The sequence below is a fragment of the Comamonas antarctica genome (genome assembly GCF_013363755.1).
Classification (GTDB): domain Bacteria; phylum Pseudomonadota; class Gammaproteobacteria; order Burkholderiales; family Burkholderiaceae_C; genus Comamonas; species Comamonas antarctica.
The window spans coordinates 322,931-348,643 of the sequence record NZ_CP054840.1 but is presented as its reverse complement, the minus strand read 5'-3'; the positions used below and the strand labels follow the sequence as shown (position 1 = coordinate 348,643).

The 25,713-nt window shown below is 67.2% G+C and carries 21 protein-coding genes; 12 read left to right on the top strand and 9 right to left on the bottom strand.

The genetic code is table 11. The annotated features are described in order from the left end of the window. The first annotated feature begins 139 nt into the window (after positions 1-139). Together HUK68_RS01630 and HUK68_RS01625 are read left to right on the top strand one after the other, a co-directional pair. On the top strand, positions 140-553 hold the full coding sequence (locus tag HUK68_RS01630) for a hypothetical protein (protein WP_175502631.1): 414 nt from the start codon (positions 140-142) through the stop codon (positions 551-553). A gap of 103 nt (positions 554-656) precedes the next feature. After that, positions 657-1,505 carry a 3-hydroxybutyryl-CoA dehydrogenase gene (locus HUK68_RS01625; protein ID WP_175502630.1) on the top strand — a complete coding sequence of 283 codons (849 nt, stop codon included), beginning with the start codon at positions 657-659 and terminating at the stop codon, positions 1,503-1,505. A 39-nt stretch (positions 1,506-1,544) separates the two neighbouring features. Here HUK68_RS01625 and HUK68_RS01620 read toward each other — a convergent pair whose 3' ends face one another. The 3 genes from HUK68_RS01620 to HUK68_RS01610 are packed head-to-tail and all read right to left on the bottom strand — an operon-like array spanning position 1,545 to position 4,682. Then, positions 1,545-2,525: a Bug family tripartite tricarboxylate transporter substrate binding protein gene (locus HUK68_RS01620; protein WP_175502629.1), complete on the bottom strand. Its 981-nt coding sequence runs from the start codon at positions 2,523-2,525 to the stop codon at positions 1,545-1,547. A gap of 25 nt (positions 2,526-2,550) precedes the next feature. Continuing rightward, on the bottom strand, positions 2,551-3,729 hold the full coding sequence (locus HUK68_RS01615) for a CaiB/BaiF CoA transferase family protein (RefSeq protein ID WP_175502628.1): 1,179 nt from the start codon (positions 3,727-3,729) through the stop codon (positions 2,551-2,553). Between the two features lie 20 nt (positions 3,730-3,749). Then, entirely contained in the window at positions 3,750-4,682 is a 933-nt protein-coding gene (locus HUK68_RS01610) for a hydroxymethylglutaryl-CoA lyase (RefSeq protein ID WP_175502627.1), read from the bottom strand. A gap of 91 nt (positions 4,683-4,773) precedes the next feature. On the opposite strand from HUK68_RS01610, the gene HUK68_RS01605 reads away from it, so the two are divergent. Continuing rightward, positions 4,774-5,508, top strand: coding sequence for an IclR family transcriptional regulator (locus HUK68_RS01605; protein WP_175502626.1), 735 nt, complete (start codon positions 4,774-4,776; stop codon positions 5,506-5,508). Between the two features lie 35 nt (positions 5,509-5,543). After that, positions 5,544-6,596: a serine/threonine protein kinase gene (locus HUK68_RS01600; protein WP_175502625.1), complete on the top strand. Its 1,053-nt coding sequence runs from the start codon at positions 5,544-5,546 to the stop codon at positions 6,594-6,596. A gap of 100 nt (positions 6,597-6,696) precedes the next feature. Here the strand turns inward: HUK68_RS01600 and HUK68_RS01595 are convergent, their stop codons facing one another. From HUK68_RS01595 to HUK68_RS01580, 4 genes are all read right to left on the bottom strand, one after another. Continuing rightward, on the bottom strand, positions 6,697-7,125 hold the full coding sequence (locus tag HUK68_RS01595; RefSeq protein ID WP_175502624.1) for a hypothetical protein: 429 nt from the start codon (positions 7,123-7,125) through the stop codon (positions 6,697-6,699). A 158-nt stretch (positions 7,126-7,283) separates the two neighbouring features. Further along, complete coding sequence (gene htpG / locus HUK68_RS01590) at positions 7,284-9,275, bottom strand: molecular chaperone HtpG (RefSeq protein ID WP_175502623.1); 1,992 nt, start codon at positions 9,273-9,275, stop codon at positions 7,284-7,286. A 137-nt stretch (positions 9,276-9,412) separates the two neighbouring features. Beyond that, a complete protein-coding gene (locus tag HUK68_RS01585; RefSeq protein WP_175502622.1) occupies positions 9,413-11,077 on the bottom strand; it encodes a pseudouridine synthase in 1,665 nt (554 codons plus the stop codon). A gap of 138 nt (positions 11,078-11,215) precedes the next feature. Next, a complete protein-coding gene (locus tag HUK68_RS01580; protein WP_175502621.1) occupies positions 11,216-11,965 on the bottom strand; it encodes a Crp/Fnr family transcriptional regulator in 750 nt (249 codons plus the stop codon). A gap of 213 nt (positions 11,966-12,178) precedes the next feature. Between HUK68_RS01580 and HUK68_RS01575 the strand changes: the two genes are divergently transcribed. The 8 genes from HUK68_RS01575 to HUK68_RS01540 all read left to right on the top strand — a co-directional run bounded on the left by HUK68_RS01575 (position 12,179) and on the right by HUK68_RS01540 (position 21,789). Then, positions 12,179-14,113, top strand: a complete 1,935-nt coding sequence (locus HUK68_RS01575) for an AMP-dependent synthetase/ligase (RefSeq protein ID WP_175502620.1) — start codon at positions 12,179-12,181, stop codon at positions 14,111-14,113. 18 nt (positions 14,114-14,131) lie between these two features. Further along, on the top strand, positions 14,132-14,917 hold the full coding sequence (locus tag HUK68_RS01570; protein WP_175502619.1) for an ABC transporter ATP-binding protein: 786 nt from the start codon (positions 14,132-14,134) through the stop codon (positions 14,915-14,917). A 30-nt stretch (positions 14,918-14,947) separates the two neighbouring features. Beyond that, positions 14,948-15,877 (top strand): branched-chain amino acid ABC transporter permease, encoded by a 930-nt coding sequence (locus tag HUK68_RS01565; RefSeq protein WP_175502618.1) that lies wholly within the window; start codon positions 14,948-14,950, stop codon positions 15,875-15,877. A 21-nt stretch (positions 15,878-15,898) separates the two neighbouring features. Then, the gene (locus tag HUK68_RS01560; protein WP_175502617.1) at positions 15,899-16,963 is read left to right on the top strand and encodes a branched-chain amino acid ABC transporter permease; all 1,065 of its coding nucleotides are present in this window, start codon (positions 15,899-15,901) and stop codon (positions 16,961-16,963) included. A gap of 79 nt (positions 16,964-17,042) precedes the next feature. Then, positions 17,043-18,356 carry an ABC transporter substrate-binding protein gene (locus HUK68_RS01555; protein WP_175502616.1) on the top strand — a complete coding sequence of 438 codons (1,314 nt, stop codon included), beginning with the start codon at positions 17,043-17,045 and terminating at the stop codon, positions 18,354-18,356. Between the two features lie 84 nt (positions 18,357-18,440). Further along, on the top strand, positions 18,441-19,289 hold the full coding sequence (locus tag HUK68_RS01550; protein WP_175502615.1) for an ABC transporter ATP-binding protein: 849 nt from the start codon (positions 18,441-18,443) through the stop codon (positions 19,287-19,289). A gap of 129 nt (positions 19,290-19,418) precedes the next feature. Beyond that, positions 19,419-20,669 carry a phenylacetate--CoA ligase family protein gene (locus tag HUK68_RS01545; protein ID WP_175502614.1) on the top strand — a complete coding sequence of 417 codons (1,251 nt, stop codon included), beginning with the start codon at positions 19,419-19,421 and terminating at the stop codon, positions 20,667-20,669. 130 nt (positions 20,670-20,799) lie between these two features. Then, positions 20,800-21,789 (top strand): tripartite tricarboxylate transporter substrate-binding protein, encoded by a 990-nt coding sequence (locus HUK68_RS01540; RefSeq protein ID WP_175502613.1) that lies wholly within the window; start codon positions 20,800-20,802, stop codon positions 21,787-21,789. 66 nt (positions 21,790-21,855) lie between these two features. Here the strand turns inward: HUK68_RS01540 and HUK68_RS01535 are convergent, their stop codons facing one another. Together HUK68_RS01535 and HUK68_RS01530 are read right to left on the bottom strand one after the other, a co-directional pair. Continuing rightward, positions 21,856-24,177, bottom strand: a complete 2,322-nt coding sequence (locus HUK68_RS01535) for an arylsulfatase (protein ID WP_175502612.1) — start codon at positions 24,175-24,177, stop codon at positions 21,856-21,858. 64 nt (positions 24,178-24,241) lie between these two features. Continuing rightward, complete coding sequence (locus HUK68_RS01530; protein WP_175502611.1) at positions 24,242-25,627, bottom strand: DUF1254 domain-containing protein; 1,386 nt, start codon at positions 25,625-25,627, stop codon at positions 24,242-24,244. Between the last annotated feature and the right edge of the window lie 86 nt (positions 25,628-25,713).

Here is a 25,713-nt window from a genome sequence, read left to right as displayed (position 1 = left end):
CCCCTGACGCCGCAGTCACAGGCAACACGGCTTCAATGCCCGCAGATAAATAGTTGGAACCTATTTTTAATTCAAATCACATAACGCATAACTATCTAAAACAGCGCCGAACTCTTCCTCCACCACCCATCCAGCCCCCATGACACAAATCACCATTGCTCCAGCCATCGCATCCAACCCTGTGGATATCGTCAAAAGCCACGCAATGGCCAAGCAGGAAATGCTGGACCACTTCGACATGTTCAATCAGTACAAGGAAGCCATTCTTGCGGCAACAGCAGCGCATGAATCCAGTGTCCAGGAATATCTGCAGACCGGCGACGTCATGAAGCTCAGTGCCGACAACGAGCACTTCAGTGGCTTGCTGGACAATTTCAATCTGATCATGCAGAACGCCCAGCTGGCCATGGAAAAATACGACGCCGCCAAGTACCAGTACCTGTCGGTTTTCCCGCTGGGCCACGCCGACGACCTGAGCTTCCCCGAGGAAGAACCATGGGTGTTGACGGGAAGCACGGCATCCTGCGACAACCAGCCGGCTGCGGTTTTTTGAGCCTGCGTCCCAAGCGATGCTGCGGCGCAGCATCAACATCGGCCATGGTCCCCGATTGCCGCTACCATCACGCGGTTCCAATCATTTAGCGGAGACTTTCCAAATGGCGATTCAAACTGTCGGGATCATCGGCGCGGGCACCATGGGCAACGGCATCGCGCAGGCCTGCGCGGTCTCGGGCATCGACGTGGTGCTGGTGGATATCTCGGACGAAGCGGTGCGCAAGGGCCTGGCCACGGTGTCGGGCAGCCTGGACCGCCTGATCAAGAAGGAAAAGATCAGCGAAGCCGACAAGGCCGCGGCGCTGGCACGCATCAAGACCTCGACACGCTACGAAGACCTGGCGGCCGCGCAGCTGGTGATCGAAGCCGCGACCGAGAACCACGCGCTGAAGATCAAGATCCTGCAGCAGATCGACGCGCTGCTCGCACCCGAAGCCATCCTGGCCTCGAACACCTCGTCGATCTCCATCACCCAGCTGGCCGCGATCACCAGCCGCGCCGACCGTTTCATCGGCATGCACTTCTTCAACCCCGTGCCGATGATGGCGCTGGTGGAGATCATCCGCGGCCTGCAGACCAGCGACGCGACGCATGACACCGTCAAGGAACTGGCCGTGCGCCTGGGCAAGAGCCCGATCACGGTGAAGAACGCGCCCGGCTTCGTCGTCAACCGCATCCTGGTGCCGATGATCAACGAGGCCTTCTTCGTGCTGTCCGAAGGCCTCGCCACGGCCGAGGACATCGACGCCGGCATGAAGCTCGGCTGCAACCAGCCCATCGGCCCGCTGGCGCTGGCCGACATGATCGGCCTGGACGTGTGCCTGGCGGTGATGGAGGTCTACCTCGAGCAGTTCGGCGACAGCAAGTACCGCCCCAGCCAGCTGCTCAAGGAAATGGTCGCCGCCGGCCGCCTGGGCCGCAAGACCGGCCGCGGCGTCTACCAGTACTGAGCCAAGCGCGGCTCTCCCGGGGCGGCCTGCCCCGGCCGCTCATTCCAGCGTGATGTTGGTGTCCTTGATCAGGCGCGCCCACTTGCGCTGCTCGGCCTGGATGTACTGCTGCGCCTTGGCCGGCGAGCCGCCCAGCGCGGTGCTGCCCTCGGTGGCCAGCAGCGCAATGGTTTCAGGCTTGGACAGTGCCTTCTCGTTGGCGGCATTGAGCGCCTGCACGACGGCAGCGGGCGTGCCCGCGGGCGCCACCAGCACCTTCCAGTCCACCGCCTCGAAGCCGGCATAGCCGGACTCGGCCACGGTGGGCACGTCGGGAAGAATCGGCAGGCGCGCCGCGGACGTCACCGCCAGCGCGCGCAGCCGCTTGCCCTTGATCATTTCCAGCACCGCCTGCGGGGTGGCGAACATGAAGTCCGTGCTGCCGCCGAGCAGGTCGTTGATGGCCGGACCCGCGCCCTTGTACGGCACGTTCAGCACCTTGAACTTCGCGCGGTGGGCCAGCATCTCGCCCGCCAGATGGCCCACGGTGCCGGTGCCGGCCAGCGCCTGCTTGAGATCGCCGGGCCGGGCCTGCGCGGCCTTGATCGCATCGGCCAGCGACTTCCAGGGCGCGTCGTCGCGCACCACCAGCACCACCGGCTGCGAGGCCACGAGCGCCACTGGCACCAGGTCCTTTTCGGCATTGAAGGGCAGGCGCGGCATCAGCGCGGGATTGATCGCCAGGTTCGCGGTCTGGCCCAGGCCGACCATCAGGCCGTCGGGCTTGGACTTGGCCACGGCATCCATGCCGATGTTGCCGGCCGCGCCGGGGCGGTTTTCCACCACCATGCTCCACTGCGTTTCGGCGGCGATGCGCGCCGCGATGAAGCGCGCCACGGTGTCGGTGCCGCCGCCCGGGGTATAGGGCACGACCAGCTTGATCGGGCGGCCGTCGGGATAGCTCGCGGCCTCGGCCCAGGTCGGCAGCAGGCTGCCCAGCATGGTTGTCGCAATGAGTTGGCGGCGTGTGATGGTTGTCATGTCGTTGTCTCCTCGAGGTTTTGGATCAGGGTTGCAGCGCGGCGATCTCGGCATCGCTGTAGCCGGCTTCGCGCAGCAGCTGCGCGGTGTGCTCGCCGGCCTGCGGCGGCTGCAGGCGCACGCCCGGGCGCGCGCCATCCAGCGTGAACGGCAGCAGCGGCGCCAGCGTCTCGCGGCCATCGCCCAAAGCGATCGGCGCCAGGCCGCCCGTGGCCAGCAGATGCGGGTCCTGCAGCAGTTGCTCGGGCTTGGTGATGGGTGCGAACGGCAGGCCGTTGGCTTCGAACAGCGCGCCGAGTTCGGCCGCCGAATGCGCGGCCAGCAGCGCGCGCAGCTGCGGCATGAGCCACTCGCGTGCCTCGACGCGGCCGTTGTTGGTGGCCAGGCGCGGATCGCCATGCAGCTCGCTCAGGCCCAGCGCGCGGCAGAAGATGTCCCACTGCTTGTCGCTGACCACGGCCAGGAAGATCTGCTCGCCATCGCGCACCGTGAACACGTCGTAGATCGCCCAGGCCGAGACGCGGCTGGGCATGGGCGCGACGCTGCGGCCGGTGATGGCCGCCTGCAGCATGTGCTGGCCGACCAGGAACACGTTGTTCTCGAACAGCGCGGACTGCACCTCGCTGCCCGCGCCGGTCTGCTCGCGCTGCGCGAGCGCGGCCATCGCGCCGATCGCACCGAACATGCCGCCCATGATGTCGTTGACGCTGGTGCCCGCGCGCAGCGGGTCGCCGGGGCGGCCGGTCATATAGGCCAGCCCGCCCATCATCTGCACGACCTCATCGAGCGCCGTGCGGTGCTCGTAGGGGCCGGGCAGGAAACCCTTGTGGCTCACATAGATCAGCCGCGGATTGCGCTGCTTCAGGCGCGCGTAATCCAGGCCCAGCTTTTCCATCACGCCGGCCTTGAAGTTCTCGCTGACGATGTCGGCGCCGTCGATGAGCCGGCGCGCGGCCTCCTGGCCGGCTGCGGTCTTGAGGTCAAGGACCACGCTTTTCTTGTTGCGGTTGAACATCGGGAAGAAGCCCGCGCCCGACCCCCGCAGATTGCGCGTGCTGTCGCCGCCCGGCGGCTCGATCTTGATGACTTCGGCGCCCAGGTCGGCCAGCAGCATGCCGCAGGTGGGGCCCATGACCATATGGGTGAATTCAATGACCCGGATGCCGGCGTAGGGCAGCGCGGGCGCGTTGTTGGTTGCGTTCATGGCAGGTCCGTGCAAAGGGGTCAGCGGGCTTGGGCAAAGCCCTTGGGCAGGCCGGCTTCGGGCGCCATGCCGTAGACCGGCTCGCCCGGCAGTCCGGCCATCAGCGGCGCGCGCGCGGCAAACAGGCGCTCGAGATCGATGCCGGTGCGCACGCCCATGGCCTCGAACATGAACACCAGGTCCTCGGTCACGACGTTGCCCGACGCGCCCGGCGCATAGGGGCAGCCGCCGAGCCCGCCCAGCGAGCTGTCGAAGGTGCGCACGCCTTCGTCCCAGGCGGCCAGGCAGTTGGCCAGGCCCAGGCCGCGCGTGTTGTGCATGTGCGCGGCGCCCGCATGCACGCCGATTTCCGCGCGCAGGCGGCGGAACAGCCGGCGCACCTGGGCCGGGTTGGCATAGCCCACGGTGTCGGACAGGCCCGATTCGTCGGCGCCGGCCTCGATGCACGAGGCGGCCAGGCGGATCACGTCGTCCTCGGCCACCTCGCCCTGCAGCGTGCAGCCGAAGGCCGTGGAGATGCCGGCTTCGAGCTTGACGCCGGGCGCGATCGCATCGCGCAGCTGCGCGATGGCGCGCACCTCCTCGACCATTTGCTGCGGCGTCTTGCGCACGTTGGCCAGCGAATGCGCGGTGCTGGCCGAGACCGGCATGGTCAGCTTGTGCACGCCGGCTTTGAGCGCGTTCTCGGCGCCGCGGCGGTTGGGCACCAGCGCCATCACGGTGATGCCGGAATGGCGCAGCGCATGCCGCACGACCTCGGCGGCATCGGCCATCTGCGGCAGCAATGCCGGCGGCACGAAGGATGCGACCTCGATCTCGCGCACGCCGGCCGCCACCAGCGCATCGATCCAGCGGCACTTGTCGGCCGTGGCCATCGTGGATTTGACCGACTGCAGGCCGTCGCGCGGGCCGACCTCGCTGATCAGCACGGGCGTCTCGGGACTCAGGGACATGGAAGCACTCATTTCATTAGATAGAACGACATTCTCTTAAATAGAATGTTTGCGTGACTTGCCGTCCGCTGTCAAGTGAGAGAATGGCCCCATGCCCCGCAAAGCCCTGAACGAATCCGTTGCCGATGTGGATGCCGCCGCCGGTGGTGTCGCCGCCGTGGACCGCGCACTGAGCCTGCTGGCCGCGTTCCGGCCCGGCGATTCGGCGCTGGGCCTGGCCGAACTGGCCGAGCGCACGCGGCTGTACAAAAGCACGGCGCTGCGCCTGCTGGCCTCGCTGGAGCATGCGCAGTGGGTGCAGCGCCTCGACGACGGGCGTTATGCGGTCGGCGCGCAGGCGCCGCGCCTGCATGCGATCTACCAGGCGGCGTTCTCGCTCGACCGGGTGGTGCTGCCGGTGCTGCGCACGCTGGTGTCGGAGACCGGCGAAAGCGCGGCCTACCATGTGCGCCGCGGCGACACGCGCGTGTGCCTGTACCGCGTTGATTCGCCGCACCCGGTGCGCGACCACATCCGCGCCGGCGACCTGCTGCCCATGGACCGCGGCACGGGCGGCAGGATACTGACCGCCTACGATCCGATCCTGGGCAAGGCGCCCGGACCGGACCGCACGCTCTATGCGCGCATCCGCGCCGACGGCTTCTACACCGCGGTGGGCGACCGGCTGGCCGAGGTCGCGGGCGTATCCGCGCCGGTGCTGCGCGCCGACGGCAGCGTGGCCGCCGCCGTGACGCTGACCTGCCCCGTGCACCGCTACCAGACGCGCTTCGTGCCCGCCGTGCTCAGCGCCGCGCGCAGCCTGTGCGGCCAGGTGGGCGAGGACTGACGCCGCCACCCGCATCGGGGGGACAATAGCGGGCTATGACCCTACCCTCCTCCGCTGGCGCAACAGGCGCCCATCCCTATGAACAGCTCACGCCCGATGTGGTGCTGGATGCACTGGCCTCGGTCGGCCTCTACGGGGATGGCCGCCTCACCGCACTGGGCTCGTACGAGAACCGCGTCTACCAGGCCTATCTCGAGGACGGCGAGCGCGTGGTGGCTAAGTTCTACCGCCCGGGCCGCTGGAGCCGCGCCCAGCTCGACGAGGAACATGCGTTTGCCGCCGAGCTCGCTGCCGCGGAGATTCCCGTCGTCGCGCCCCTGGTCCTGCAGGGCGCGACCCTGCATGAGCATGCGGGCTTCACTTTCTCGGTCAGCCCCTGGCGCGGCGGGCGCCCGCCCGAACTCGATGACTTCGAGGTGCTCGAATGGATCGGCCGCTTCCTGGCGCGCATCCACACCGTGGGCGCGGCGCGGCCGTTCGCGACACGCCCGACGCTGGACCTGCAATGCTTCGGCCAGGATTCGCTCGACTGGCTGCTCGCGGAGAACATCCTGCCGCTCGAGTCCGTCACCGCCTGGCGCACGGGCTGCGAACAGGCGCTGGCGCTGATTGCCGGGAGCCGCGCCGGCGTACCGGGCGAATCCGCGCATTTCGGCCTGCGCGATGCCAGCTGCATCCGCCTGCATGGCGACTGCCATCCGGGCAACATCCTCTGGACGCCCGTGGACGAAGCCGCGGGCACGGGCGGGCCGCATTTCGTCGACCTCGACGATGCGCGCATGGGCCCGGCGGTGCAGGACCTGTGGATGCTGCTGTCGGGCGACCGGCGCCAGCGCACGCAGCAACTCAGCGCCCTGCTCGAGGGCTACGAACAGTTCCGCCCCTTCGACCGGCGCGAACTGGCGCTGATCGAGCCGCTGCGCACGCTGCGCCTGATCCACTACAGCGCCTGGCTCGCGCGCCGCTGGCAGGACCCGATCTTCGCGATCAACTTCCCCTGGTTCGGCAGCCACGATTACTGGCGCGGCCAGACCGACATGCTGCACGAGCAGATCGAGGCCATGCAGGAGGCGCCGCTGGTGGCGTGAGACCACCTCCTTCGACAAGCTCAGGACAGCTCCTTCGACGGACGCTGGAGAGGCCCTTCGACAGGCTCAGGGCGAACGGGAGTATGAGAGCGTGGAGGACTTAGCGCGGACCGCAACCGCCGTAGACCTGGCAATCAGGCACGGCGCGGCCCTGGGCGTCCTGCCACTGGCGCACCGCGCCGGGTGCGGGCACGGATTCGGGCGCGGGTGCGGGCGCCGGCTGAACGCGCGCATTCGGGTCATGCAGCACCGTGGAGCGGCCCACGCCGACCCCGACCGATGCCGGGCCCACGGGCGCGGATACGCCCACGCCGCCATACCCCGTGACCTGGCCGCCGGGGTGCACGCCCACGCCCACACCCACCGGACCCACGCCCGTGCCAACGCCCAGGCTAGGACCACCGCTGCCCATGCCCACGCCGACCGACAGCGGGCCGACGGGAATGCCGACGCCCACGCCAATGGCATTGCAGCCGGCAAGCGCGGCTAGCAGGACGGCGGTGGCGGCGAAGCGGGGGAGTTGGAGCATGGGGCCATTGTGCCGCAGGCAGGTGTTTGGGGAGATAGCCAAGCCCTGAGCTACGGATTGCCTTTTTGCTGGAGGGCAGGACGTTCATCCCTGGACGCAACAAAAAAATCCCCCGGCCCAAAAAGGCGCAGGGGATTCTCATTGGATCGCCGCCGGGATTACACCAGCAGCGCGTTCACCCGCTTGACGTAGGCCGCCGGGTCTTCGGGCATGCCGCCTTCGGCCAGCAGGGCCTGGTCGAACAGGATATGGGCCAGGTCATCGAAATGCACCGAGCCGTCGAGCTTCTTGACCAGCGGGTGCTCGGCGTTGACTTCGAGCACCGGCTTGACTTCGGGCGCGGCCTGGCCGGCCTGCTTGAGCAGGCGCGCCAGCTGGTTGCTCATCGCGTCGTCCTTGACCACCAGGCAGGCCGGCGAATCCACCAGGCGCGTGGTCACGCGCACATCATCGGCCTTGTCCTTGAGCGCTTGCTTGAGCTTGGCCAGCAGCGGCTTGAAGGCTTCGGCGGCTTCCTCGGCAGCCTTCTTCTCGGCTTCGTCCTGGAGCTGGCCCAGGTCGACCGCGCCCTTGGCCACGGACTGCAGTGGCGTGCCGTCGAATTCGGTCAGGTAGTTGAGGGCCCACTCGTCGACGCGGTCGGCCATCAGCAGCACTTCGATGCCCTTCTTCTTGAAGACTTCGAGTTGCGGGCTGCTCTTGGCCGCGGCCAGCGTGTCGGCGGTGATGTAGTAGATCGCTTCCTGGCCCGGCTTCATGCGCGCCTTGTAGTCGGCAAACGACACGGGGGCGCCATCGCTGGTGGTCGAGGGGAAGCGCAGCAGCTTGGCCAGGCGTTCGCGGTTGGCGAAGTCCTCGCCCATGCCTTCCTTGAGCACGGCGCCGAATTCGGCGTAGAACGCGCTGTATTTGCCTTCCTTGGCCTTGTCCTCTTCGCTGACCACATCGGTCACGGCATCGGCCCCGTCCGCGTCCGCGTCCGCGGCCGGCGCGGCATGCGTGTCGTGCCTGGCCAGGTCCTCGAGCATCGACAGCACGCGCTTGGTCGAGCCTTCGCGGATCAGCTTCACGTCGCGGCTTTCCTGCAGCAGTTCGCGGCTCACGTTGAGCGGCAGGTCGGCCGAGTCGATCACGCCCTTGACGAAGCGCAGGTAGCTCGGCAGCAGTGCCTCGGCATCGTCCATGATGAACACGCGCTTGACGTAGAGCTTCACGCCGGCCTTCTTGTCGCGGTTCCACAGGTCGAACGGGGCCTTGGCCGGGATGTAGAGCAGCTGCGTGTACTCGGCATTGCCTTCGACGCGGTTGTGCGCCCAGGTCAACGGGTTCTCGGAGTCATGGCTGATCGCGCGGTAGAACTCCTGGTACTGCTCGGGGGTCACGTCCTTCTTCGGACGGGTCCACAGCGCGCTGGCCTGGTTGACGGTTTCCCATTCGCCGGTCTTGACCATGCCGCCGGGCTGGCGGCCGCCGTTCTCGTCGCCGGGCACCAGCAGTTCGCCGTCCTTCCACTCTTCCTTTTCCATCAGGATGGGCAGGCTGATGTGGTCGGAGTACTTGCCGATGATCTGCTTGAGCTTCCAGGCATTGAGGTATTCGTCGGCGTCTTCGCGCAGGTGCAGCGTCACGGCCGTGCCGCGCTGGGCGCGGGTGATCTGTTCGACCTCGAATTCGCCCGTGCCGCCGCTGACCCAGCGCACGCCTTGCTCGGCGGGCAGGCCGGCGCGGCGCGATTCGACGGTGATCTTGTCGGCCACGATGTAGCCCGAGTAGAAGCCCACGCCGAACTGGCCGATCAGCTGGGCATCGGACTTCTGGTCGCCCGAGAGCTTGCGCATGAAGTCCTTGGTGCCGCTCTTGGCAATCGTGCCCAGGTGCTCGATGGCTTCCTGCTCGCTCATGCCGATGCCGTTGTCGGCAATGGTCAGCGTGCGCGCGTCCTTGTCGAACGACACGCGCACCTCGAGCTGCGGCTGGTCTTCATAGAGCGCGGTGTTGTTCAGCGCCTCGAAGCGCAGCTTGTCGCAGGCATCGGAGGCATTCGAGACCAGCTCGCGCAGAAAGATTTCCTTGTTGGAATACAGCGCGTGCGTCACCAGGTGCAGCAGCTGCGCGACTTCGGCCTGGAAGGAATGGGTTTGCTTGCTCATAGGTGGAAATGGAGTTTTTGCGGGTTGCAACGTCAATCTGCAGGCATCTGGGGCCTGGCTCCGGATTATCAAGGCGGATGGCGCTCAGCAAAAAAAAGAGCGCCGAAGCGCTCTTTTGCGGTCACCGGAGGCCGGCTTCAGAAGCTTTCGTCGGCGCCCAGGTAGCGCCACTGGCCGGCGGGCAGGTTGCCCAGCACGACCTTGCCGATGCGGATGCGCTTGAGGCCCACGACCTTGAGGCCGACGAGTTCGCACATGCGGCGGATCTGGCGCTTCTTGCCTTCGGTCAGCACGAAGCGCAGCTGCTCGGGGTTCTGCCACTCGACCTTGGCCGGCTTGAGCGGCTGGTCGTCGAGCGACAGCCCGTGGCACAGGCGCGCGAGCTGCTCGGCGGGGAAGCGCTCCTGCACGTTGACCTGGACATCGCCATAGGTCACGCGCACCAGATACTCCTTGTCGATCTCCGAGTCCTCGCCGATCAGCTGGCGCGCGACGCGGCCGTCCTGGGTCAGCACCAGCAGGCCCACGGAATCGATGTCGAGCCGGCCGCAGGGCGCAAGGCCCTTGAGCTGCGAGAAGTTGAAGCGCGTCGGGCTGCCATCCTGGTTCCAGCGGCTTTGCGCGTTGATCAGCGCCACGGCCGGCGTATGGCCGTCCTCGGCCTGGCCGCTGACATAGCCCATGGGCTTGTGCATCAGGATGGTGACCTGCTGCTCCTGCACGCCCTTGGCGGCATCGTCCACGGTGATGCGGTCGGATGGCAGGACCATCACGCCCATCTCGGCGACCTGGCCGTTAACGCGCACCCAGCCCTTTTCAACCCAGTCGTCGGCCTCGCGGCGCGAGCACAGGCCCATGTCGGCCATGCGCTTGTTGATGCGCACCGAACCGGGCGCGGCATCCTGCTGCTGCGCGGCCTGGGGCGGGCGCTTGACGGGAATCTTGCGCGCGTCGGCGCCAGTGGGCACCTGGTAGGTGCGGATACCGGTGAATGGACGGCGCGGGGCTTCGTCGCTGTTGCGCTCGTCGCGGCCACCGCGATCGGCGCCCGGGCCGAAGGAACGGCCGGCGGGACGCGCACGCTCGCCACCGCCGGAACGGCGGTCGTCGCGGCGCGGGCCGTCGCGGCCTTCAAAACGCGGACCGCCATCGGGACGGCCAAAGCCGCCGCCTTCACGCGGACCCGCCGAGCGCGGGCCGCGCTCGTCGCGGCGCGGACCGTCGCGGCCCTCGAAGCGTGGAGCGCCGTCGGGGCGACCGAAACCGCCCTCACGCGGGCCGCCCTGACGCGGGCCGCCCTGACGCGGGCCGCGGTCGTCGCGGCGCGGGCCGTCGCGGCCTTCAAAGCGTGGAGCGCCATCGGGACGGCCAAAACCGCCGCCTTCGCGCGGACCGGCCGAGCGCGGGCCGCGGTCGTCGCGGCGCGGGCCGTCGCGGCCCTCAAAGCGTGGTGCGCCATCGGAACGGCCAAAACTGCCCTCGCGGCCGCCACCTTCGCGCGGACCACGCGGGCCCTCCTGGCGCGGGCCGCCCTCACGCGGGCCGCCGCGCGGATCATCACGGCGCGGGCCGTCGCGCCTTTCAAAGCGCGCAGCGCCCGAAGGACCGCGCTGGCGGTCGCCATAGGGAGCGGAGGAACGGGCGGCGCCATCGCGGCTGCCACCGGGTTTGCCGGCGCGGCCACCGCCGCCGCCACCCGAGGAACGGGGAGCGGGCGCCGGCGCGGCCGGCTTGGAAGTGATGCGCAGGGTGGCACGCGGGCCGGAGCCAGGCGTGCGGGGGGAAGATGGGGAGGAAGACATTTGCCGCTATTGTCGCCGTCCTGCCCCGAGGCTGCTTGCTACCAGTTGTTAGGCCAGGGCGTTGCCCGGCCATAGCCGGCCCGCCCTCAGGCGGCAGCCATTGGCCCGCCAGGGGAAAGGGTCATGAGCCGGCGGCGCTCAGGCACTGGCCGCGAGGCCTTCGGCCGCGGCGGCATGGGACAGGAATTGGGCATTGCGCAGCGCCGCGAGATCGAGCACGCGCAGCCCGCCGTATTCGATGCGGATCGCGCCCTGCTCCTGCAGGTTGGCCAGCGCCTCGTTCACGCGCTGGCGCGACAGGCCGACCAGATAGGCCAGTTCCTGCTGCGTGATGCGCAGCACCTGGGCCATGCCCGGGTAGAGCACGGGATTGAAGAACGCCGCGAGGCTGCGCGCCACGCGCACCTCGGGGCTGTTCATGCGGTCGCTTTCGCGCGCCGCGATGAACTGTCCAAGCCGCTCGTTGAGCTGGTCGAGCACGAAGCGGTTGAAATTCAGCGAATGGTCGAGCAGCCAGTGGAAAGTGTCGATGGGCAGGCCCGCGACCACGCTCTTGCGCAGTGCCTGGATGTTGTAGCGGTAGGGCTCGCGCTTGACCACCGTGCCCTCGCCGACCCAGCCGCCGGGCGGCACGCCGGTGAAGGTCACGGTCTGGCCATGCGCATTGTCGGAGTGGATCTTGAGCAGGCCCTCGACCAGCCCGAACCAGTAGGTCACGGGCCGGCCGATGCGGCAGATGTAGTCGCCCGGCAACGCATCGCCCACCAGCAGCGCCGCTTCGGCGCGCGCGCGCTCATGGGGCTGGAGCACGTTCAGCCAGGAAATATTGCGCAATTCCTGGGGCGTGGGTTCGCGGCGGCGCTGGTGCAGGGACAGTTCATGGCTCATCCCATGAGCATGACCCTGCGCGCCCCGGTTGCCGATCGGGGATTTCCCACCGGTGGACGCGGTTGCGAGGGGCTGGCGCGACGCGCGTTTTCCCGCTAAGGAGTTTCCCCCAGATTGTCGCCGCCAAGACAAAAAGGCGTCAAACCTGTTCCTAAGATGAAGTTACAAATCAAGCAACATCGCCCGGCCTGTTCACCTTTCCGAGGATAAGCAATGACCACCACGTTCCCGCATTTGCTGCAAAAGCATGCCGCCGAACGCCCCGGCGCGCCCGCGCTGCGGGAGAAGGAATACGGCATCTGGCAGACCTGGAGCTGGCAGCAGGCCGCCCAGGAAGTGCGCCACTTCGCCTGCGGCCTGGCCACGCTGGGCTTCGCGCGCGGCCAGAACCTGGCGTTCATCAGCGACAACCGTCCGCATGTCTATCTGGGCTTCGTTGCCGTGCAGAGCCTGGGCGGCGTGCCCATCCCGCTGTACCAGGACGCGGTGGCCGCGGAAATGGTGTTCGTGCTGCAGGATGCCGACATTGCGTTTGCGTTTGCCGAGAACCAGGAACAGGTCGACAAGCTGCTGGAAATCCGCGAGACCGTGCCCGGCATCCGCCACATCATCTATGACGATCCGCGCGGCCTGCGCCATTACGACCAGCCCGGCCTGATCAGCACCGCCGAGCTGATGGCACGCGGCGCCGAGTGGGATGCGCAGCATCCTGGCGCCTGGGAGGCCGGCCTGGCGCAGCTGCGGCCCGAGGATGTCTCGGTCATCCTCTATACCTCGGGCACCACGGGCAAGCCCAAGGGCGTGTGCCAGACGCATGCGAGCTTCGTGCTGTCGGCCATGGGCGGCGTGCAGGTCGACGGGCTGGACGCCAGCGACAACGTGATCTGCTACCTGCCGCCGGCCTGGGTCGGCGACCACCTGTTCTCGCTGGCGCAGTGGCTGGTGGCGGGCTTCACCATCAACTGCCCCGAATCGGCATCGACGGTCGCCATCGACCTGCGCGAGATCGGCCCGACCTATTACTTCGCGCCGCCGCGCATCTTCGAAGGCATGCTGACCTCGGTGTCGATCCGCATGGAAGACGCGGCCGCGCCCAAACGCTGGCTGTTCGAGCGCTGCATGCAGCTCGCGCGCCGCGTCGGCTCGGACATCCTCGACGGCAAGCCCGTGGGCTTTGTCGACCGCATGCTCTACAAGCTTGGCGACCTGGCGATCTACGGGCCGCTGCGCAACGTGATGGGGCTGTCGCACATCCGCGTCGCCTACACGGCCGGCGCGGCCATCGGCCCCGACCTGTTCCGCTTCTTCCGCTCGATCGGCATCAACCTCAAGCAGCTCTACGGCCAGACCGAGACCTGCGCCTATGTCTGCATCCAGCACAACGGCCAGGTCAAGCTGCACACCGTGGGCCAGGCCGCGCCCGGCATCGAGCTCAAGCTGGCCGACAACGGCGAGGTGCTGGTCAAGGGCGTGTCGGTGCTCAAGGAGTACTACAAGCGCCCCGACGCCACGGCCGAGGTCATCGACGAGCAGGGCTACTTCCACACCGGCGACGCGGGCGTGATCGACGCCGACGGCCACCTGCGCATCATCGACCGCGCCAAGGACGTGGGCCGCACCAATGGCGGCGCGATGTTCGCGCCCAACTACATCGAGAACAAGCTCAAGTTCTTCGCGCACATCAAGGAGGCGGTGTGCTTCGGCCACCAGCGCGACCAGGTCTGCGCCTTCATCAACATCGACTTCGAGGCCGTGGGCAACTGGGCCGAGCGCCAGGGCCTGCCCTATGGCGGCTATGTCGACCTGACGTCCAAGCCGCAGGTGCAGGCGCTGATCGCCGAGTGCATTGCCAAGGTCAACGCCGACCTGGCCAGCGAGGACGGCATGGCGGGCACGCAGATCGCGCGCTTCCTGGTGCTGCACAAGGAGCTCGACCCCGATGACGACGAGCTGACCCGCACCCGCAAGGTGCGGCGCAACTTCATTGCCGACAAGTACGGCGTGCTGGTCGATGCGCTCTACGCGGGCCGCACCGAGCAGTTCATCACCACCCAGGTCAAGTTCGAAGACGGCCGTACCGGCAGCCTGAGCGCCACGCTCAAGCTGCTCGACGCCAAGACCTTTGCCCCGGCCAAGGCGGCCGCCTGACGCCGTCCAAGGAAACGCATGCGCACCCAACCCATAGGCGATGTCATCCTCGACATCCAGAACCTCAGCCTGCGCTTCGGCGGCGTCAAGGCGCTGACCGACATCTCGTTCAACGTGCGCGAGCACGAGATCCGCGCCATCATCGGCCCGAACGGCGCGGGCAAGAGTTCGATGCTCAACTGCATCAACGGCGTCTACACGCCCTCCGAAGGCAGCATCACCTTCCGCGGCAAGACCTTCTCGCACATGAACAGCCGCCAGGTCGCCGAGATGGGCGTGGCGCGCACCTTCCAGAACCTGGCGCTGTTCAAGGGCATGAGCGTGATCGACAACATCATGACCGGCCGCAACCTGAAGATCAAAAGCAACCTGCTGATGCAGGCGCTGCATGTCGGCCCGGCGGCGCGTGAGGAAGCGCGCCACCGCGAGTTCGTCGAGCACATCATCGACTTCCTCGAAATCCAGGCCTACCGCAAGACGCCCGTGGGCCAGCTGCCCTACGGCCTGCAAAAGCGCGTCGACCTGGGCCGCGCGCTGGCGATGGAGCCGCAGGTGCTGCTGCTCGACGAACCCATGGCCGGCATGAACGTGGAAGAGAAGCAGGACATGTGCCGCTTCATCCTCGATGTCAACGACGAGTACGGCGCGACCATCGTGCTGATCGAGCACGACATGGGCGTGGTCATGGACATCTCCGACCGCGTCGTGGTGCTCGACTACGGCAAGAAGATCGGCGACGGCGAGCCCGCCGCCGTGCGCAGCAATCCCGACGTGATCCGCGCCTATCTGGGCAACTCGCATTGAGCGCACAACCAAGGCGCAAGGAGCAACCCCATGGCATTCTTTCTCGAAACCCTTTTTGGCGGCCTGATGGTCGGCATGCTCTACGCGCTGGTCGCGCTGGGCTTCGTGCTGATCTTCAAGGCGTCGGGCGTGTTCAATTTTGCGCAGGGCGCGATGGTGCTGTTCTCGGCCCTCGCGATGGCGCGTTTTTCCGAGTGGATTCCCCAGTGGCTGGGCATCGCGCCGGGCCTGCTGGGCAATCTGCTGGCGATCCTGGTCGCGCTGGCGCTGATGGTCGTCGTCGCGTGGCTGATCGAGCGGCTCGCGCTGCGCCACCTGGTCAACCAGGAGCCGATCACGCTGCTGATGGCCACGCTGGGCATCGCCTACCTGCTTGACGGCCTGGGCCCGCTGATCTTCGGCAGCGCGGTCTACAGCATCGACGTGGGCATGCCCAAGGACCCGATCTTCGTGCTCGGCGGCCTGTTCGAGGGCGGCCTGCTGGTGAGCCAGGAAGACCTCTACGCGGCCGGCATCGCGACGCTGCTGGTGATCGGCCTGGCGGTGTTCTTCCAGAAGACCAAGACCGGCCGCGCGCTGCGCGCCGTGGCCGACGACCACCAGGCGGCGCAGTCGATCGGCATTCCGCTGTCGCGCATCTGGGTCATCGTCTGGTCGGTGGCCGGCGGCGTGGCGCTGGTGGTCGGCATCATCTGGGGCTCCAAGCTCGGCGTGCAGTTCTCGCTGTCGCTGGTGGCGCTCAAGGCGCTGCCGGTGGTGATCCTGGGCGGCCTGACCTCCATTCCCGGCGCGATCGTCGGCGGCCTGATCATCGGCGTCGGCGAGAAGCTCTCCGAGGTCTACATCGGCCCGATGGTCGGCGGCGGCATCGAGACCTGGTTTGCCTACGGCCTGGCGCTGGCTTTCCTGCTGGTGCGTCCGCAGGGCCTGTTTGGCGACAAGATCATCGACCGCGTCTGAGACCGTTGCAGGAGATTCCCCATGTTCTATCGTGAAAACGGCCAGTTCAAGACCAGCTACGCGGCCGACCAGCAGATCTTCCCGATCGCCCAGGACCGCATCGCGATCCTTGCCATCCTGCTGCTGGCCTTCGTCGCCGTGCCGCTGGGTGTCAGCGACTACACCTTCCAGGCGGTGCTGATCCCCTTCCTCATCATGGCGCTGGCCGCGATGGGCCTGAACATCCTGGTCGGCTACTGCGGCCAGATCTCGCTGGGCACGGGCGCCTTCATGGCCGTGGGCGCGTATGCCGCCTACAACCTGCAGGTGCGCATCGAGGGCATGCCGCTGCTGCTGTCGCTGCTCGGCGGCGGGCTGTGCGCGATGGCCTTCGGCGTGGTGTTCGGCCTGCCCAGCCTGCGCATCCGCGGGCTGTACCTGGCCGTGGCCACGCTGGCCGCGCAGTTCTTCATGGACTGGCTCGCCAGCCGCGCCTCGTGGGTCACCAACAACTCCTCGTCGGGCTCGGTCAGCGCCGGCCAGCTGTCGATCGCCGGCTGGGTCATCGACACGCCGGCCGAGAAGTACCTGCTGTGCCTGAGCCTGCTGTGCATCCTGGGCCTGCTGGCCAAGAACCTGGTGCGCAGCGCCACGGGCCGCAACTGGATGGCGATGCGCGACATGGACGTCGCGGCCTCGGTGATCGGCATCCGCCCGGTCTACGCCAAGCTCAGCGCGTTTGCCGTGAGCTCCTTCATCGTCGGTATCGCCGGCGCGCTCTGGGGCTTCGTGCACCTGGGCGCGTGGGAACCCGCGGCGTTCAGCCTCGACCGCTCCTTCCAGTTGCTGTTCATGATCATCATCGGCGGCCTGGGCTCGATCATGGGCAGCCTGTTCGGCGCGGCGTTCTTCGTGCTGCTGCCGCTGGTGCTGACGCATGTCCCGCACTGGCTCGGCCTGCCGCTGTCCACGGCCAGCGCCACCTACATCGAACACATGGTCTTTGGCGCGCTGATCGTTTTCTTCCTGATCGTCGAACCCCACGGCCTGGCCCGGCTGTGGTCCACCGCCAAGCAGAAACTGCGGCTCTGGCCTTTCCCGCATTGAGTCCCAGCTTGAAGCACTCGCCCCGAAGTGCCCGATCCTTCCCAGTGATCCTGTTCTCAAAAACCTTAGGAGACAAAAGATGATGTTCAAGAAAGCTGCGCTTGCCGCCGCCACCGCTGCCCTGGGATTCGGGGCGCTGCTCGCGGCCCCGGCCGCCATGGCCCAGGACCAGTTCGTGCCCTTGCTGGTCTACCGCACCGGCCAGTTCGCGCCCCTGGGCATTCCATGGGCCGACGGCAAGCAGGACTACCTCAAGCTGGTCAACGCCAAGGGCGGCGTCAACGGCGTCAAGATCTCCTACGAGGAGTGCGAGACCGCCTATGACACGGCCAAGGGCGTCGAATGCTACGAGCGCCTGAAGAACAAGGACGGCGGCGCGGCCAGCTTCGACCCGCAATCCACCGGCATCACCTTCGCGGTCAGCGACAAGGCGCCGGGCGACAAGCGCTCCATAGTGACCATGGGCTACGGCCTGTCGCAGTCGGCCAACGGCGCGGTGTTCGAGTGGAACTTCCCGCTGCTGGGCAACTACTGGACCGCGGCCGATTCCATCATCCAGGACATCCTGAAGAAGGAAAAGGGCAGCCTCAAGGGCAAGAAGATCGCGCTGGTCTACCACGACTCGCCCTATGGCAAGGAACCGATCCCGCTGCTGCAAAAGCGCGCCGAGAAGGAAGGCTTCCAGCTGATGCTGCTGCCCGTCACCGCGCCCGGCGTCGAGCAGAAGTCGACCTGGCTGCAGGTGCGCCAGCAGCGCCCCGACTATGTGCTGCTTTGGTCGGCCGGCGTCATGACTCCCACCGCCATCCGCGAGGCCCAGGCCACGAACTTCGCGCGCGACAAGATCTACGCCATCTGGTGGGCCGGCTCGGACCATGACGTGAAGGACATCGGTGCCGGCGCCAAGGGCTACAACACCGTGACCATCCACAACACCGCCGAGCGCGACAAGGTGCATGACGAGATCAAGAGCATGGTCTACGACAAGAACCAGGGCACGGCATCGAACGTGAGCAGCGTCGGCGCCATGGCCCATACGCGCGGCATGGTGATCTCGATGCTGCAGGTCGAAGCCATCCGCACCGCGCAGGAGAAATACGGCAAGGGCAAGGTCATGACGCCCGAGCAGGTGCGCTGGGGCCTGGAGAACCTGAACCTGACGCAGGAAAAGCTCAACGCGCTGGGCTTCGGCAAGATCCTGCGCCCGATCCAGACCAGCTGCACCAACCACCTGGGCACCGACTGGTCGCGCATCGCGCAGTGGGATGGATCGAAGTGGAACGTGGTGTCCGACTGGTACCAGGGCGACAAGTCGATGGTCGAGCCGCTGGTCAAGGAATACGCCGACAAGTACGCCAAGGAAAAGAACGTCAAGGTGCGCAGCTGCAACTGATGGCGCTGCTGCCGGCCGGGCCCGCGAGGCGCCCGGCCGGCGCCGTCCCGAGTTTTCGTGTTTTTGCTCAGCGAGGCTGAATCCATGTCCGAATCCACTGCCCCCACCTCTGCCGCCCCGGCGCCGGCCACCGATGCGCCGCTGCTGGTGGTCAACGGCATCGAGGTCATCTACAACCATGTGATCCTGGTGCTCAAGGGCGTATCGCTGCAGGTGCCGCGCCAGAGCATCGTGGCGCTGCTGGGCGGCAACGGCGCGGGCAAGACCACCACGCTGCGCGCGATCTCCAACCTGCTGCGCGGCGAGCGCGGCGAAGTCACCAAGGGCACGATCGCGCTCGAAGGCGAGCAGATCGCCAACCTCACGCCGTCCGACCTGGTGCGCCGCGGCGTGGTGCAGGTCATGGAAGGCCGGCACTGCTTCGCCCACCTGAGCATCGAGGAAAACCTGCTGACCGGCGCCTACACGCGCACCAACGCCGGCGAGATCGCCGCCAACCTCGAGAAGGTCTACACCTATTTCCCGCGCCTGAAGACGCGGCGCCACTCGCAGGCCGCCTACACCTCGGGCGGCGAGCAGCAGATGTGCGCCATCGGCCGCGCGCTGATGAGCAACCCGCGCATGGTGCTGCTCGACGAACCCTCGATGGGCCTGGCGCCGCAGATCGTCGAGGAGGTGTTCAACATCGTCAAGGACCTGAATGCGCGCGAGCAGGTCACCTTCCTGCTGGCCGAGCAGAACACCAGCATGGCGCTGCGCTATGCCGACTACGGCTACATCATGGAAAGCGGCCGCATCGTCATGGACGGCCCGGCCACCGACCTGGCCAACAACGAGGACGTCAAGGAGTTCTACCTCGGCATGGGCGGCGGCGAGCGCAAGAGCTTCAAGGACGTCAAGAGCTACAAGCGGCGCAAGCGCTGGCTGGCGTGAGCGGCCCCGCCCCTTCAGCCCCCAGCGTTGACCCCGCGCTTGTCCCCCACCGTTCGCCCTGAGCCTGTCGAAGGGTGTACGGGCCCTGACCTGTACGCCCCTGCAAGTGGATCCGCCAAGGAATTCTTCATGACCGAGCATTACGACGCGCTTGAATCGCGCTCCCCCCAGGAACGCGAACAGGCCCTGATGGCCGCGCTGCCGCAGCAGATCGCGCATGCGCAGCAGGCTTCCCCGGCATTTGCCGAAATCCTCGCCGGCATCGATGCCGCCGCCGTCACCTCGCGCGCCGCGCTGGCGAAACTGCCCGTGACGCGCAAGTCGCAGTTGCTCGAGCGCCAGGTCGCGCAGCGCGCCGGCACCCCGTTTGGCGGCTTCAGCGCGCTGGCGTTCGGCGCGCAGATGCCGCGCGTTTTCTCCAGCCCCGGCGGCATCTACGAACCCGAAGGCTGCGGGCGCGACTACTGGCGCATGGCGCGCGCCATCCACGCCGCGGGCTTTCGCGCGGGCGAACTGGTGCACAACAGCTTCAGCTACCACTTCGTGCCCGCGGGCGCGATGATGGAAACCGGTGCCCAGGCGCTGGGCTGCACGGTGTTTGCCGCGGGCACGGGCCAGACCGAGCAGCAGGTGCAGGCAATTGCCGATCTGCGCCCCGCGGGCTACATCGGCACGCCCAGCTTCCTGCGCATCCTGATGGAAAAGGCCCAGGGCCAGGGGCAGAGCCTGCCGAGCCTGCGCAAGGCCCTGGTGTCGGGCGAGGCCTTTCCGCCCTCGCTGCGCGACTGGCTGGCCGAGCGCGGGGTCGACGGCTACCAGTGCTATGCCACCGCGGACCTGGGGCTGATCGCCTATGAAACCCCGGCGCGCGAAGGCCTGGTGGTCGACGAGAACGTGATCGTCGAGATCGTGCGCCCGGGCACCGACGATCCGGTGCCCGAGGGCGAGGTCGGCGAACTGGTCGTGACCACGCTCAACCGCGGCTATCCGCTGGTGCGCTTCGGCACGGGCGACCTGTCGGCCGTGCTGCCGGGTCCCTGCCCCACGGGCCGCACCAATATCCGCATCCGCGGCTGGATGGGCCGCGCCGACCAGACCACCAAGGTGCGCGGCATGTTCGTGCACCCGGCGCAGATCCAGCAGGTCGTGCAGCGCTTTGCGCTGGTCGCCCGTGCGCGTCTGGTGGTGCGCGGCGAGATGGCCAATGACAGCATGGAACTGTGGGTGGAAACCCACGCCGGCGAAGATGCGGCCCTGCTGCGCCAGATCGAGGAATGCGTGCGCGACCTGACCAAGCTGCGCTGCGACGTGCGGCCGCTGGCGCCGGGCGCGCTGCCCAACGACGGCGTAGTGATCGAAGACGCGCGCAGCTATCGCTGAGATAGTTTCTGTTGATAAATATCAGCAAGCGCCCTGCATCGGGCGCGTTTACAGGGAAAACACTTATTTTTTGATAGCAGAAAAAGCCGCATTCGTTCTTATGATCGAGCTCCCAAAAGGAGCCCATCTCATGCAGAAGTTGTTCAAGCTGGCAAGCATCGCCCTGGCCGCCGTCGCCGCTACCGGAGTCCAGGCCCAGGACTTCCCCGCCGCCGGCAAGCCCATCACCATCGTGGTGCCGTTCACCGCCGGCGGCCCGACCGACCGCGTGGCGCGCGATCTGGCCGATTCAATGCGCAAGCACCTGAACAACGCCACCATCGTCATCGACAACTCCGCCGGCGCCGGCAGCGCGGTCGGCATCGCCAAGGTGGCGCGCGCCAATCCTGACGGCTACACGCTGCTGCTGAACCACATCGGCATGGCCACCGTGCCCACGCTGTACCGCAAGCTGTCGTTCAACGTGGCCAACGACTTCGAATACCTGGGCATCATCAACGATGTGCCCATGACGCTGATCGGCAAGCCCACGCTGCCCGCCGACAACTACAAGGACCTGGTTGCCTGGATCGGCAAGAACAAGGGCCAGGTCAACCTCGCCAACGCCGGTGTCGGTTCGGCTTCGCACCTCTGCGGCCTGATGCTGCAGTCGACGCTGAAGATGGAAATGACCCCCGTGCCCTACAAGGGCGCGGCGCCCGCGATTGCCGACCTGATGGGCAACCAGGTCGACCTGCTGTGCGACCAGACCACCAACACCACGGCGCAGATCGAGTCGAAGAAGGTCAAGGCCTATGGCGTCACCACGCCCAAGCGCCTGACCACGCCGGCACTCAAGAACCTGCCGACGCTCGACGAAGCCGGCCTGAAGAACTTCCAGGTCACCGTGTGGCACGGCCTGTACGCGCCCAAGGGCACGCCCGCCGCCGTGACCAAGAAGGTCAACGAGGCGATGCGCCTGGCGCTCAAGGACCCCGAGTTCATCCGCAAGGAAGAACAGCTGGGCGCGGTGATCGCCAACGACGACCGCCTCACGCCCGAAGGCCACAAGAAGTTCGTGCAGTCGGAAATCGCCACCTGGGGCAAGGTCATTCAAGCCGCTGGCGCCTACGCGGACTGATCGCTCTTACGGATGAAAAAAGCCAGCCTCGCGGCTGGCTTTTTTCATGTCTGCTGGAAAGCAGGATTACTCGCGCGCCAGCCGTGCGGCCATGCGCCGCTCGAGGTCGACGTAGGCATCGTCGGCAACGTCATAGACCACCTTCAGCACCCTGCCGCCGCGGAATGCAAAGCCGCACGGGTACGCGCTGGAGACCGGGTCGCCGCTGTCGCGTCCGACCGCCAGGCCTTCGCCGGACAGCGCATAGTGGCCGCATTGGGTGCGGAAGGCGGCGCCTGCCAGTGTCTGGTCGTCAATGTGCAGCGTCATGGTGCCCAGCGCCTCCATCTTCGCGCTCACGGATTCCTTCTCGAACGCCACGCCCACGATGTGGCGCCCCGGCGTGGGCGCGGGCGCGCTGAGCCTTTGCTCGGGCGCGATGCCCAGGAAGTTGTAGACGAAGTGCAGCCGGCCGTCCTTGACGAACAGCGTGTAGCCGCCAAAGCGCGAGCCCTGCGCGACGATCACGCCCTGCGTATCCCGGGTGAACTCGACCTCGGCCAGGATCTTGAACGACACGCCCAGCGTGTGCGCGGCCGCGGCCTCGGTCACCTCGCAGGTATCCGGGTAGTAGACGAAGCGGCCCCCGGCGGGCACGGGCGCGCGGTATTCGAGCGCCGCCATGTCGGCCGCGCCATAGTCGTTGAGCGGCAGCACATGGTTTTTCTTTGCTTCCTCCAGCCACAGCGCCTGCAACTCCTTGAGCTTTTCGGGCTGCTCGGCCGCGAGGTCATGGGCCTCGGCCCGGTCGGCATCGGTGTGGAACAGCTGCCAGCGGTCCTGGTCGAAGCCGCCCCTGCCCAGCGACGGCCCGCGCTCGGCCGCGGCCTTCCAGCCGCGGTGCCAGATGCCGCGCGCGCTCAGCATCTCGTAATACTGCGTCTGCTTGCGCGTGGGCGCGTCGGCGGCGTCGAAGCTGTAGCGCATCGACACGCCATCGAGCGGCGATTGCTTCACGCCATCGACCACTTCCGGCATGCCGACGCCGCAGCAGTCCAGGATCGTCGCCACGACATCGGTGCAGTGGTGGTACTGGTGGCGGATCTCGCCGCGCGCCTTGAAGCCCTTGGGCCAGTGGATGACCATCGGGTCGGCCGTGCCGCCCGCGTACTGCGCGTAGCGCTTGAACATGCGGTAGGGCGTGCTGAAGGCCATGGCCCAGCCGGTCGGGTAATGGTTATAGGTGTCGGGCGAGCCCAGCTTGTCGATCATCGCCAGGTTGTCCTGGATGTCGTCGGGGTAGCCGTTGAAGAAGCGGTTCTCGTTGACCGAGCCGTTGGGACTGCCCTCGCCCGACGCGCCGTTGTCGGCGCAGTACAGGACCAGCGTGTTGTCGAGCTGGCCAGATTCCTCGAGGTAGTCGATCACGCGCCCGGTCTGCACGTCGGTGTACTCGGACAGCCCGGCGTAGACCTCGGCCATGCGGCTGAACAGGCGCTTTTCGTCGTATGACAGCGAAGCCCAGGGGCGCACGCGGTCGCCCGCCACGAAGCTGCCGTCCTCCATGGGATTGGCCGGCGTCAGCGCCGTGCCCTTGGGCAGCACGCCCTTGTCGATCATGCGCGCCAGCACCCAGTCGCGGTAGGCCTCGTAGCCATCGTCGAACTGGCCCCGGTACTTGTCGATGTACTCCTGGGGCGCATGGTGCGGCGCATGGTTGGCGCCGGGGCAGTACCACAGGTACCAGGGCTTTTGCGGCCGCGACTGCTTGCTGTCGCGAATGAACCCGATGGCCTTGTCGGCAATGTCCTTGGAGAAGTGGTAGCCCTGCTCGGGCTGGGCCGGCTGCTCGACGAAATGGTTGTCCTCGATCAGCTCGGGATACCACTGGTTGGTCTCGCCGCCCAGGAAGCCATAGAAGCGGTCATATCCGAGCCCGAGCGGCCAGTGCCTGCGGCTCGCGCCGATATCGAGCGAATCGACCGGGACGTTGTGGTTCTTGCCGACCCAGAAAGTGCTCCAGCCGGCGTTGCGCAGCACCGTGGCCAGGGTCGCGTTCTCGGGCGGAATGTGGCCCGAGTAGCCCGGAAATCCGCTGGCCATGTCGGCCACGGTGCCAAAGCCATTGTGGTGGTGGTTGCGCCCGGTGAGGAAGGTCGAGCGCGTGGCGGAACAGATCGCCGTGGTGTGCCATTGCGAATAGGTCAGGCCATTCTTCGCCAGCCGCTCGAGCGTGGGCATGCGGATGCGCCCGCCGTAAGGCGACCAGGCCGCGCAGTCGGTGTCGTCGTAGAGGATGACCAGCACGTTCGGCGCATCCCTGGGCGCCTCGGGGTCCAGGAAGGCATCCCAGTCGGGCTGGCTGTCGCGGATGTCGAGTTCGATCTTGCCGTTGAATTTCTTCGTCATGGCAGGCTTCTGTCTGGGTCTGAATTCCTGGGGGGCGCAATGCGCGCGGCAGTGGTCGGCGGCGTCAGCCCAGCGGCTCGAAGTCGCCGGGCTTCCAGCTGCCGTCGAACGCCGGTGCCTGCGGACCATAGATGCGGAAATAAACGAACCAGCCGTTGCCCGGCGTGGTCTGGATCCAGCGCCCGGTCTGGCCAGCCGGTTCGCTGGGGCCGAAGAACAGGTCGACGGACTGCGCATCGCCCAGCTGGCTCAGCTCCTGCAGCGAGCGCAGCGCGGCCTTGCCCTGGGGCGTGCGGATCTGCGAGCGGGTCGCGGCGTCATAAACCGTCACCGACCAGAACAGCTTGCCGGGCACGGGCAGCGGCACCGTGAGCTGGTAGTGTTTACCGCCTTCGAGATAGGCGCCGCTGCGGTCGCGCAGCCCCAGCCAGTAGAGCGAGCCGGCCTGCGGATCGCGCCGGAACATCGCGGGCGAGGCGCCAATCGCCTGGTAGAACCATTTCTCGCGCGCGGACGTGTCGACGTAGTAGGCGGTGTTGAAATCGCCGTCCTCGAAGCGCAGCGCCGCCCATTCCCACTGGCGGTCGGGCCAGACCATGCGCTCGGGCCGCCGGTCGGCAAAGCTCTGCGCGCGCATCTGGGCAATGCCCTGCTGCGCCGCGCGTTCGAGCAGCGCCTTCAGGCGCGCATCGGGCGTGAACGGCTTGCCCTTCTCGATGCCCAGCATCGCCAGCTCGCCATACGCGGCGTGGTAGCCCGCAAAGGGCGGCTCGGCGTCCAGCGTTTCCTTGAGCACTTCCCAATACTGGAACCTGTCTTCGTAGCGGATCGGCGTTGCATCCTGCTCCTGGTCGGTGATGTCCAGCCAGATCGGCTCGGACCAGGGCGTCTTCGGGTTCAGCGGATAGACCTTCACGGTGTGGAGGCGCTGCTTGGCCTCGGGCACATTGCCCTGCACCGGCAGCGAGCGGATGCCGACGATCTGCCGGTTGCTGCTGGCCCAGTGGAGGTGGTAGCCGGCCGCGGGCAATGTGCCCTCGAACGCGGGCGGCACCAGCAGATGCTTTCCGCCCTTGCCGGCATCGGGCCCGGGCAGCCCCATGTCGGCGACCCAGCGCTGGTTGACATCGATCGAGCAGACGATCAGCGGCCCGGGCGGCAGCTCGATGACCAGCGGACCGATGGACAGATCCAGCAGCGCCGGTCCATAGGGCGTATCGGAGTTGAGCGTGAAGCCGATCTGCGCGGGGTTCGAGTCCATGATGCCGAACACCCGGTTCGCCACCAGGCCCACGGCTTCGTTGCCCTTGATGATGGCCGCGCCCGAGACGGTCGGATAGAAGAACTTGTAGACGTTGAGCGCCCGCGCCAGGTCTGCTTCATCGTAGGCATGCCGGGCATCGGCCGCGGCGGGGAAGCCGCGCGGCGGGCGTGGGTCGGGGGCATTCATGGCGGACGGACCTCCAGGTGGATCGCCCGCCGACAACGACAGGCAAAACCATTCTAGGAAGCGTCCAGGGCGCTTGAATCGGCCCT

Bases quoted from the DNA above. Each gene is read 5' to 3' on its own strand.
- HUK68_RS01630 (WP_175502631.1), top strand. From the start codon at position 140: ATGACACAAATCACCATTGCTCCAGCCATCGCATCCAACCCTGTGGAT.
- HUK68_RS01625 (WP_175502630.1), top strand. From the start codon at position 657: ATGGCGATTCAAACTGTCGGGATCATCGGCGCGGGCACCATGGGCAAC.
- HUK68_RS01620 (WP_175502629.1), bottom strand. From the start codon at position 2,525: ATGACAACCATCACACGCCGCCAACTCATTGCGACAACCATGCTGGGC.
- HUK68_RS01615 (WP_175502628.1), bottom strand. From the start codon at position 3,729: ATGAACGCAACCAACAACGCGCCCGCGCTGCCCTACGCCGGCATCCGG.
- HUK68_RS01610 (WP_175502627.1), bottom strand. From the start codon at position 4,682: ATGTCCCTGAGTCCCGAGACGCCCGTGCTGATCAGCGAGGTCGGCCCG.
- HUK68_RS01605 (WP_175502626.1), top strand. From the start codon at position 4,774: ATGCCCCGCAAAGCCCTGAACGAATCCGTTGCCGATGTGGATGCCGCC.
- HUK68_RS01600 (WP_175502625.1), top strand. From the start codon at position 5,544: ATGACCCTACCCTCCTCCGCTGGCGCAACAGGCGCCCATCCCTATGAA.
- HUK68_RS01595 (WP_175502624.1), bottom strand. From the start codon at position 7,125: ATGCTCCAACTCCCCCGCTTCGCCGCCACCGCCGTCCTGCTAGCCGCG.
- htpG (WP_175502623.1), bottom strand. From the start codon at position 9,275: ATGAGCAAGCAAACCCATTCCTTCCAGGCCGAAGTCGCGCAGCTGCTG.
- HUK68_RS01585 (WP_175502622.1), bottom strand. From the start codon at position 11,077: ATGTCTTCCTCCCCATCTTCCCCCCGCACGCCTGGCTCCGGCCCGCGT.
- HUK68_RS01580 (WP_175502621.1), bottom strand. From the start codon at position 11,965: ATGAGCCATGAACTGTCCCTGCACCAGCGCCGCCGCGAACCCACGCCC.
- HUK68_RS01575 (WP_175502620.1), top strand. From the start codon at position 12,179: ATGACCACCACGTTCCCGCATTTGCTGCAAAAGCATGCCGCCGAACGC.
- HUK68_RS01570 (WP_175502619.1), top strand. From the start codon at position 14,132: ATGCGCACCCAACCCATAGGCGATGTCATCCTCGACATCCAGAACCTC.
- HUK68_RS01565 (WP_175502618.1), top strand. From the start codon at position 14,948: ATGGCATTCTTTCTCGAAACCCTTTTTGGCGGCCTGATGGTCGGCATG.
- HUK68_RS01560 (WP_175502617.1), top strand. From the start codon at position 15,899: ATGTTCTATCGTGAAAACGGCCAGTTCAAGACCAGCTACGCGGCCGAC.
- HUK68_RS01555 (WP_175502616.1), top strand. From the start codon at position 17,043: ATGATGTTCAAGAAAGCTGCGCTTGCCGCCGCCACCGCTGCCCTGGGA.
- HUK68_RS01550 (WP_175502615.1), top strand. From the start codon at position 18,441: ATGTCCGAATCCACTGCCCCCACCTCTGCCGCCCCGGCGCCGGCCACC.
- HUK68_RS01545 (WP_175502614.1), top strand. From the start codon at position 19,419: ATGACCGAGCATTACGACGCGCTTGAATCGCGCTCCCCCCAGGAACGC.
- HUK68_RS01540 (WP_175502613.1), top strand. From the start codon at position 20,800: ATGCAGAAGTTGTTCAAGCTGGCAAGCATCGCCCTGGCCGCCGTCGCC.
- HUK68_RS01535 (WP_175502612.1), bottom strand. From the start codon at position 24,177: ATGACGAAGAAATTCAACGGCAAGATCGAACTCGACATCCGCGACAGC.
- HUK68_RS01530 (WP_175502611.1), bottom strand. From the start codon at position 25,627: ATGAATGCCCCCGACCCACGCCCGCCGCGCGGCTTCCCCGCCGCGGCC.